This window comes from Synergistaceae bacterium (assembly GCA_031267575.1).
Lineage (GTDB): Bacteria > Synergistota > Synergistia > Synergistales > Aminobacteriaceae > JAIRYN01.
This window is the reverse complement of record JAIRYN010000068.1, coordinates 1-9,473: the sequence shown is the minus strand read 5'-3', so window position 1 is coordinate 9,473 and position 9,473 is coordinate 1. Positions and strand designations below refer to the sequence as shown.

8 protein-coding genes are annotated in these 9,473 nt (G+C 47.6%); all 8 read left to right on the top strand.

Going from position 1 to position 9,473, the window contains the following annotated elements; genetic code table 11:
- Positions 1 to 344, top strand: a 344-nt coding sequence (locus tag LBJ36_11170) for a hypothetical protein (protein ID MDR1379591.1), incomplete at its 5' end; no start/stop codon positions are given.
- 21 nt (positions 345 to 365) lie between these two features.
- Positions 366 to 1,145 (top strand): AAA family ATPase, encoded by a 780-nt coding sequence (locus LBJ36_11165; GenBank protein ID MDR1379590.1) that lies wholly within the window; start codon positions 366 to 368, stop codon positions 1,143 to 1,145.
- Between the two features lie 81 nt (positions 1,146 to 1,226).
- Positions 1,227 to 2,252, top strand: a complete 1,026-nt coding sequence (locus tag LBJ36_11160; GenBank protein MDR1379589.1) for an AAA family ATPase — start codon at positions 1,227 to 1,229, stop codon at positions 2,250 to 2,252.
- Complete coding sequence (locus LBJ36_11155; GenBank protein MDR1379588.1) at positions 2,245 to 2,703, top strand: hypothetical protein; 459 nt, start codon at positions 2,245 to 2,247, stop codon at positions 2,701 to 2,703. The genes LBJ36_11160 and LBJ36_11155 overlap by 8 nt, the downstream gene beginning before the upstream one ends.
- A gap of 12 nt (positions 2,704 to 2,715) precedes the next feature.
- Positions 2,716 to 6,072 carry a DUF499 domain-containing protein gene (locus tag LBJ36_11150; GenBank protein ID MDR1379587.1) on the top strand — a complete coding sequence of 1,119 codons (3,357 nt, stop codon included), beginning with the start codon at positions 2,716 to 2,718 and terminating at the stop codon, positions 6,070 to 6,072.
- Between the two features lie 883 nt (positions 6,073 to 6,955).
- A complete protein-coding gene (locus LBJ36_11145) occupies positions 6,956 to 7,213 on the top strand; it encodes a type II toxin-antitoxin system prevent-host-death family antitoxin (GenBank protein MDR1379586.1) in 258 nt (85 codons plus the stop codon).
- Entirely contained in the window at positions 7,206 to 7,463 is a 258-nt protein-coding gene (locus LBJ36_11140; protein ID MDR1379585.1) for a Txe/YoeB family addiction module toxin, read from the top strand. The genes LBJ36_11145 and LBJ36_11140 overlap by 8 nt, the downstream gene beginning before the upstream one ends.
- Positions 7,464 to 8,217: 754 nt before the next feature.
- A partial coding sequence (locus LBJ36_11135; GenBank protein ID MDR1379584.1) for a hypothetical protein occupies positions 8,218 to 9,473 on the top strand: 1,256 nt, incomplete at its 3' end.

The window sequence follows — 9,473 nt, the reverse complement described above, 5'->3', positions numbered from 1 at the left end:
GCGTTGCACGTTTGCTGACGCGGGAAGAAATCAAAAAGAATATCAATCCCCAGAAAGATTTCATCTGGCTGCTCACCCAACAATTAACCCAAGCGATGGAAACGGGCGGCGTCGACGCTGCCTCGAAGATTGTTGCGGAACTTTTCGGCGTGAACGTGGAACAGTCGAAAGCCCTCGCGTACCGGCTATACACCATCGCGGAGCGTAAGGGCTGGGCTGGCGAAGCCTTCGCTTACAATTCGCTCGTCGTGGCCTGGCCCGATGTACAATTGAAGGCGGCGGAACTCATGTCCCGTGGGGACGTCGGCGAGCAGTTCAAACTGTTTGGCGATACAGATGATTGACCCGGAGGAGGACTGCGTGATATGCCCAAAATAGAAGGGTTTCACGTCAAAAATTTCAAAGCGCTAAAAGATGTCATTCTTGGTAGGCTATGGAATAGGCAAAAAGCTACCCCTCTGTCTCCATTGACGGCTGTCATCGGTAAAAATGGAGTTGGTAAGAGTACATTGTTTGACGCGTTCGGTTTTTTGGCGGATTGCTTGAAAGTAGGAGTCGAAGAAGCCTGTGATCTTCGCGGTCGCGGCGGATTCGGCAGAATTCGATCTCAAGGTATAAGCGAGCCAATCGGATTTGAAGTGTATTACAAAGAAGACGGTAATGCTCGTCCGATTACCTACGAGTTATCGATTGATCTCGATGATGAGCAACGGCCGTATGTTCTTAAGGAACGCTTGAGGCAACGTCGAAAAGGGCAAAAACATGGCTGGCCCTTTTCCTTTTTAGTTTTGAACAGCGGGAAAGGCGTTGTATGGAAAGGAGAAGCGGGAGGGCATCAGATTGAAGAAGGCGAAGCATGGTTTTTGGGCGGCATACCGGCAATTAAATCTGCTTATCCGAGTGCTAAAGACGCTATATTGACCGCATATGTAAATGATTCCATCTGCGGCACATGGGAATGCTTGGCGAATGCGGTCTACAAAGGCGGTGCGGTTGCCCTCTCCGCTAAGGGATGGCAGGCTGTCGGCAAAGAAAAGTCGCAATGGGCTGAAAGGATAAGCCCCAAGATGAACGTCGATAACAATATGTCGCCCAGTTTCAACTATTTACGACAAAGTTTGCATGGACTATTAGCGTCCGCATAATTTCCCTAAACAACGCGTTAGCCTGGAATTAGGTTTATTCTCGTTTTGTGCCTGAGCGAAGCGAAAGGAATGGTCATAGCGATGGCAATCGATCGTGTGGAAATAAAAGATTTTTTTGTATTCAAAGGAGAGTTCACGGCGAACTTTTGTCCTGGAGTGAACGTGTTGATTGGCGCGAACGCAACGGGTAAAACGACGCTGTTGAAGGTGATGTATGTTATCTGCAAATATTATCCACAGTTGAGCTTAATGAATGAGCGCGAATTTGGAGAAGGAAAAGCTCATTCCAATTTTACACGGGCATTGAACATTAACAATTATTTTCCAGATGATAAAAACTATGAATTTAGTAATTTGACATTGGAAGAGGACGTTAATCATGCATGTCTTAAAAGCTATACTCAAACCAATGGAATAAAAAGCAGTGTTAGGTTGATTTACAAAGGTTTTGACGATCGCAGCCTATACATACCTGAAAAAGATATTCTCGAACACGCAAAAGGCCTATTGACTTTCATTGAGCAAAAGCAGACAGGGTTTGGCCAAATTTACAGAAACGTGCTGATTAGTGCGCAGGACATACCTACACAAGTACAGTCTGAAACACAGCGAAAAGTCGGCAAAATGATAGTCGACACTATCGGCGGTGAGGCACGTTGGGATAAAGGCGAGGGCTCTTTCTACACGTTGAGGACGGATGGTGTGCGTATCCCGTTTGCAAACGAGGCAAGCGGTTACAAAAAACTCGGTTTTCTCGGATTGTTGGTCACGAGCGGGCAACTGGAAAAAGGCTCTGTCTTGTTTTGGGACGAACCCGAAAACAGCCTCAATCCCGAACTTTTGCCGGTGCTTGTGGATATTCTTCTCGAACTTCAACGAGGCGGCGTGCAGATTTTTCTCGCAACACACAGCGAGATTTTGGCAAGTTACTTCAGTGTGAACCGTCAAGACGGCGACAGCGTAATGTTTTATTCACTCTACAAAGACGGCGAACAAATCAAAGCCGACAAGAGCGAACGATTCGATGTGCTGACGCCGAATACCTTGACCGCCGAGCAAACAAAGCTGTACGAAAAAGAGCTTGAAAGGACATTCGGAAATGGATAAGTATCCGCAGTACAGCGGAATGTCCTTTCTTCCTCATGAGACCGACTACGTTATCGAAGAATCGCCCGCATACACAAATATAGGCGGGCATGTTAAAACTGTCGAATTTGTGCGAAATATCGACACCAAACTATGGTTTTTCGAAGCAAAATTCAACAAAGACTTCGTTGGAAAGTTCAACGAGCGAAAACGCGAAGTCTATGAGAAATTCCTGCATTCGTTGAGTTTGTATTGCGCGGTGAGGTTAGGAGTAATGATCGATAAACTGCCCAATTCACCTGAACTTAAAGGTATCGTATTCGCGCTGATCATTAACGATTGTGGGCCTGGTGATTGCCGTAAAATTCAAGAAGTACTTAAAACGATGCTGAATCCGTATTTAAAAATATGGAAAGCGGAGATATCGGTGTTCAATAACAACGCGGCGAAACAAAACCACCTAATCAGTTAGGAGAGATCGCTTATGGCCGACAATCATGTAATCGTTTCTCAGGGATTCAGAACATTGCTGGGCGCGTTCGCGCCTTATATCGCGCAGGAACTCCGAAACCAATATAAAGAGCACTGGTGGCAGACTGCCGTTCTCGACGCGCTGTATGATGACCAAAAGCATGATCTGCCCTCTTCCGATGATGAGAAAATTTTGACAAACTCTCTCGACATCCAGCGGTGTCTTTTGTTGTTCGACATCAACTGGAACGCGGTTTTCCGCAAAAAACTTTCAATAGACCACCGGACTTGGTCTAAAGAACTCATGAGTGTAAGAAACAGACTTGCGCACATCGGTGGCACAGATTTTTCCGACGACGACACTTGGCGCGCGCTGGACACTATGTCTCGGCTCTGCGAGCAGATCGATCCGGAAAGCGCGGAGAGCATTCGCGGTTTGCTCCGTACCTCCCGTTATGGTTCAGAAAGCGGCTCTACTGCCGTTAGCGAATCGTCGGTTGCTCCTGTCGCCGCAAAGCAAAAGAACGCGGGTATCCTGAAGACAACGCCTGTCAGTGGGCTCCCGTGCTGGCGCGATGTTATCGAACCCCATCCCGACGTAGCACAGGGACGATATAAAAACGCCGAATTCGCAGCCGACCTTGCGCAAGTGGCGCGAGGCGAAGGCTCGTTCGAGTATCGCGACCCCGTGGAATTTTTCGCCCGTACTTACGTCACCGAAGGCATGACGGGGTTGTTGGAGCAATCGCTCCGCCGTGTCTGCGGCAAGGACGGCGAGCCCGTCATTCAGCTTAAAACCGCGTTCGGAGGTGGCAAAACTCACAGTATGCTGGCTCTCTATCATATGATACGCGGGCGTGTTTCCATTGAAAAAATTCCGAATGTAAAGCACGTGCTGCAAAGAGCTGAAGTTTCGGTGTTGCCGAAGGCGAACGTAGCCGTGCTGGTCGGTACCGCGCTCGACCCGTCGAAAGCCAAGCGTCCGCAGAACATGCCCGGTATCACCATCAATACGATCTGGGGCGAGATGGCGGCGCAACTTGCGGAATCGATAGGCAAGCCAAAGCTGTACGACTATGTGAAGGAAGCCGACAAGAAAGGCGTTTCGCCAGGTTCGGAAGCGCTGAAAAACCTCTTTGATGCTTGCGCTCCATGCCTTGTTTTGATGGACGAGTTAGTGGCTTACGCTAAGAAACTCTACGGTGCAAGCGGGTTGCCCGCAGGAACGTTCGACAACTTCATTGCGTTCATTCAAGAAGTGACCGAGGCGGCAAGGGCGAGTAAAAACAGCCTTGTTGTGGCGTCGATTCCGGAATCCGACATCGAAATCGGCGGAGACGCGGGTAAGACGGCGCTCGAAACCATCGAGCATACTTTCGGACGCATGGAATCTATCTGGAAGCCCGTGGCCGCCAATGAAGGCTTTGAAGTTGTGCGCCGCAGGCTGTTTCTCGACTGCAAAAACCCCGACGGGCGCAATGCTGTCTGCGCCAAGTTCAGCCAAATGTATAACGAGAACCCAAGCGATTTCCCGCTCGAGACCAAAGAGTTGGAATACAAAAATCGCTTGCTTTCCTGTTATCCCATTCACCCGGAAATTTTTGACCGACTGTATGAAGATTGGTCAACGTTGGGAAAATTTCAGCGTACTCGTGGTGTTCTGCGCCTGATGGCCGCTGTCATTCACGAACTCTGGATGGGCAACGACGCCGGTTTTATGATTATGCCTGGTTCTGTCCCGCTGAATTCCGGCAACGTTCAGTTCGAACTGATGCGCAATCTGGGAGATGAATGGAACGGATTGGTCGACAGAGAAGTGGACGGCAAAAACTCCGTTCCCTACCAGAACGACCAACGAAATATCCGCTATGGTTCTTGCCTTGCTTCGCGCCGAGTCGCCCGCGCCGTGATGCTGGGCAGCGCGCCAACTTCCAGAAACCAAAACGTGCGCGGTATCGAGGCTTCAAGAATACGCCTCGGCGTTGTTCAGCCGGGCGAGAACATCGCCAACTTCAACGATGCGTTGAATACGCTTACGTTTTCGCTTGCCTACCTTTATACCAACCCGTCGGGAGACCGTTATTGGTATGACACAAGACCGACTCTCCGCAAGACCGTAGAAGATCGAGCCACGCAAATTTCAGCTTCGGATGTGGAATACGAAATCGAAACGCGCCTGCGTAGGTTACGTAAAGAGCAACCCTTCGCCGGCCTCCATATCTGTCCTTCCTCCTCCCTTGACGTGCCGGACGAACAGGCAGCCCGCCTGGTGATACTGCGGCCTGCGGAGACATATAAAGCATCAAACAAAAACAACAGTGCGATGGCAGCGGTCATAGACATCCTGAATAACCGTGGGAATACCCCGCGCATCTATAGAAATATGCTCGCCTTTATCGTGCCTGACCAGGACTTGATGTCGTCGCTGAAACAGGCGGTTCGGCTTTACCTCGCTTGGAAGTCCATCAAAGAGGACAGTGAGGATTTGAATCTCGATGCGGCTCAGGACCGCGAAACAGATAACAATCTCAAGCGGAGCGACGAGACCGTAGAGTCTCAAATTAAAGAGACGTATTGCTGGCTTCTCGTTCCATACATCGATAAGAACGTGGACATGAAGACAATCGTGTGGGATACCATCCGCATCAGTGGCGGAAACGACAGCATTGTCTCGAAAGCCGCCAAGAAGATGCTCCAGAATGAGGCAATCATCACACAGTGGGCTCCGGCTCTGCTCATGATGGAACTGGATAACTTGCTGTGGCGCGATGCGGACAATATTGCCATAAAGAAACTCTGGGAGTATCTTTGCACCTATTGCTACCTTCCACGTTTGGCGGGCGAGCACGTGTTGGAAGAGACAATACGCACGGGTTTGAATTCTACCGAGTATTTCGCGTTGGCTTCGGGGTTTGATGGAACGCGATACATTGACCAGAAGTTCCACCAGCATGTCAACATCATCGAGCGTTCCGGCTATCTGGTGAAGGTCAGCGTGGCACAAAAGCAGCTTGCCGAGGAAACGGCAGAGCGTCAAGCAGCCGCCGAAATTAAACGAGACAATGTCACAACGGTGATCTCCGTTAACACAAGAGACGGAGAGAAACCTTCTTCCAAAGCTATAAAGCCGGAACTTCTAAAAAATACGCGCTTTTATATGTCCGCGCAACTTGATACCACTCGTATTGGGCATGACGTTCCGCGGCTTGTCGAGGAGGTCATCAGTCACCTTACATTGGCAGGTGCGCAAGTCGAAGTGTCGCTCGAAGTCGAGGCCAAGTCTGGAGACGGCTTCTCACAGCAAACCGTGCGGACAGTCTCCGAAAACTGTCTGACGTTGCGGGTACAGTCGTTTGGATTTGACGAGTAGAGTAAATCGGATTTGACGAGTAGAGTAGATCGGATTTGACGAGTAAAAAGGATAATTGGGTGCGGATACACAAGCGCGACGGCATCGAATCAAGATACCCACCCTAGACTGGATAAAGCTGAAAGAGTATGGGTATATACCTGTTGGGCTACCGATGGAATAGGTGTTGATTTAGGTATTAAAGAAATAGTTACCATTTCTAACACATAAAATGATGACTGTTCACGAGTCTTTTATTTCAGATGTGACGAGTAACGTCTCAGAAACTACGTGGCAAAAAGTCATCCAGGCGATAAAAAATTGGCTTTAGAACCTATGAGCTATTTTAATATGGTGAAAATGAATTTTGCCGGCAACGCCGGAGACGTATGCATTTTTGCGTGAACAAGACGAGATAGGGCACTGGAGTTCTCCGCAACTACCCCCGGCGACGTGATCGTGCAGGCTATCCAGGCTGTTCAAATGGACTATGATCAGCAGAGAAATAGAAAGCGCAATTGCGTCCGCCTTGCCTGAAAAGGCATTTAAGTCTGAGTCCTTGCTGAAATCCGCCTCCGGTGAGGACATGACGAGGTCGGTGATATGAAATTGATCTGGTAGAAAAACGAAGCAAGGAGACTGGGCAAGGAGATTGGGCTATGAAAAGGAAAAGATTGGATGACAGACGGGGTGAAATTTTAAATACGCCTGGAGCTAGAATCGTCTGTCTCTACTGTGATGGAAATATTATTGTAGATCGGTACTACAACGGCGCTCGTGGAATCTTTCTACGAGCTTTGCGAGATTCAGCTTTTTCTTTGACTTTATAGTCAAAGAAATACTATGCGAAATGTATCTACTCGTTATAAGTAGGTATTAGTACTCTGAAAGGATCTGTTGAGATATGATAGCAATTGATTGCTCTAACATAAAAAACGATTTTGAGAAATATTGTGATGTGGCGGTGCACGATTTTGAAACAATCATTGTCACGCGTGGGCAAAATGAAAACGTAGTTGTCATGTCGGAATCGGAATATAACAATATCATGGAAAATCTATACATTCGCGAAAATAAGACAGATTACGCGCGTTTACTGGTTTCTATTGAGCAATTAAGACGCGGTGACGGTCAGACTAAAAGGCTGGTGGATGATGAATAAAATTTTCTCAGACGTCGCATGGGAAGATTATTGTTATTGGATAGAGAATGACCGAAAATTTATTCGTAAAATCAATGAACTTCTTCACGACATAGAGCGAAATGGGAATGAAGGTATCGGGAGGCCTGAACCACTGAAGTACGACCTTGAAGGTTTTTGGAGTCGAAGAATTAATGAAGAGCACCGGCTAATATATAGTATCGAGGACAATTCGATATACATAGCAAAATGTAGAAAACATTACACTTAACAGAAAAGATCTGAAAGCTGGCAGTTGGACAAAAATACAGGGAGGCGTTTGTTATGAGGAAGTTGTTGTTAGTGCTTGTATTGGTGGTTGATTTGTGTGGGGCGGCATTGGGGGCGGTGCCGTGTATTGAACTGAGGAATGCGATTTAGTTTAGTGGAACGATATTGACTTTCGAGAAGAAACTTTAACTGTTCGACCAGAAACCGCAAAATCAGGGAAAAAAATCCATATTCCCATGAATGCGATATTGACGAAAGTATTGGCTGATTGGGAGGTTCAGATCGTCAGCGATGGCGATGAACTTGTGTTTCCTTCGCCCAAGAGCGGCGAAGTATTTAACAACGTCCGTCGGGCATGTTAAGGCGTTCGTCGCCGTATTCAATCTTCGTAATGCCCCTTCAAGATGCCCCTTCAATCTTCGTCTCTGGAGTTGCCGGCAAAATCATTCGAACCTTGCTAGTACCTTGACAAAATTAAATGTAAGGATAAATTTCGTCAGACATATTGTATATTTTATTCTCATAATTCACCTTAAGTGGTGGTTGACGATCCACCAAGCTGGACGACATGAGAGACAAACATGTATCTCGGTCGTACCCATATTTCGGTTGGCCCCCGTGGTTCTCCAAGAATGTTATATTTCAGAATACTTAATCTTACATGGAATTTGATAAAAATGCATATTTTGCCCTTGTAAGAAATAATCCTTATATATAAAACTATCACACATTAATTTTATGTGGAGGATAACCCAATGCGGTATAATGCCAAAAAGTTTATAGCATCTTTGCTCATTTTCACCATGATTTTTCAAGTACTGCCGCTCACCGCTTTTGCGAATGAAAGAACTATCGTTCCGAATCTCAAGCAAGTACAGTATGCGTATGCATTCCTCGATGTAGTAGAGGGTAATGGTGACGACGATACTTATGTATACAACATCGGCGATGGACACGTCATCCTATCGAATGGCGATAAAGACGAGCTGCATTTCGGACCTAGCATCTGGAAAGAGGACTTGTTCTTCTCTCGTGAAGAAGACGACTTGTTAATCATGATTCTGGACGCTGAAGGAGACGAATTAGGCCGCGTGACCATGAAAAACTGGTACACGGATGACAAGAACAAACTGTCAAAAATAGTGTTCTTCGACAACTCGGAGATGATGGAAAACGAAATTGCGTTTCTTGTCGCGAATCCTCAACTTGTTATCTGGGGAACGGAGCAAGGCGATAACATCAATACCGGCAGCCGGAAGGGTTACACATTTATCACATACTCTTTGCATGGATCCGACAATGTCTACTGCGGACCAGGAAACGATATCGTAGTCGCTGGACCGGGAGATGACTACATCAAGGATTGGAGCGACAGTGGCGGCGGCGGCAACAATATATTTGTGTATAACCAGGGAGATGGTGATGATCGTGTGGATTATTACTATCAAACGCATGTTCCTGGTGACGGGATCGGGGTTCTGAGATTCGGAGCGGGAATCGAACCGGAGAAAGTAGAGGTCCGCAACAGCGGTGAGAATGTGGTGTTCGCGCTGATAGACGGAAGTGGAAGCGTGACATTCCAGAGGGCGAACCGAGGAGACATCCGCTATTGCCTGGACGAGATCCGCTTCGCAGGAGGCGAAGTGTGGAAATGGAGCGAAATTATAGGTAAAAAAGTAGTCCGGGGAACGGATGAGAAGGATACGCTGTATACGTCAAGCCAAGTCGGAGAAACTGTGACGGTATACGGACTTGAAGACGACGATACGATCCAGGGCTCGCGGGGAAATGATATTTTTGTGGGAGGGCCGGGAGCCGACTACATAAAGGATTGGAGCGACAGTGGCGGCGGCGGCAACAATGTATTCATTTGGAATAGGGACGATGGGCATGACCGTGTAGATTATTATTATCAGACACATGTCCCTGGCGACGGAATAGGGGAACTGCGTTTCGGCACGGGAATCAGTCCAGAGGAAATAGAGGTCAGAAACAACGGAGAGCATGTGGT

Excerpts from the sequence above, each read along its gene's own strand:
- LBJ36_11155 (MDR1379588.1), top strand. The coding sequence starts at position 2,245 with ATGGATAAGTATCCGCAGTACAGCGGAATGTCCTTTCTTCCTCATGAG.
- LBJ36_11165 (MDR1379590.1), top strand. The coding sequence starts at position 366 with ATGCCCAAAATAGAAGGGTTTCACGTCAAAAATTTCAAAGCGCTAAAA.
- LBJ36_11160 (MDR1379589.1), top strand. The coding sequence starts at position 1,227 with ATGGCAATCGATCGTGTGGAAATAAAAGATTTTTTTGTATTCAAAGGA.
- LBJ36_11145 (MDR1379586.1), top strand. The coding sequence starts at position 6,956 with ATGATAGCAATTGATTGCTCTAACATAAAAAACGATTTTGAGAAATAT.
- LBJ36_11140 (MDR1379585.1), top strand. The coding sequence starts at position 7,206 with ATGAATAAAATTTTCTCAGACGTCGCATGGGAAGATTATTGTTATTGG.
- LBJ36_11150 (MDR1379587.1), top strand. The coding sequence starts at position 2,716 with ATGGCCGACAATCATGTAATCGTTTCTCAGGGATTCAGAACATTGCTG.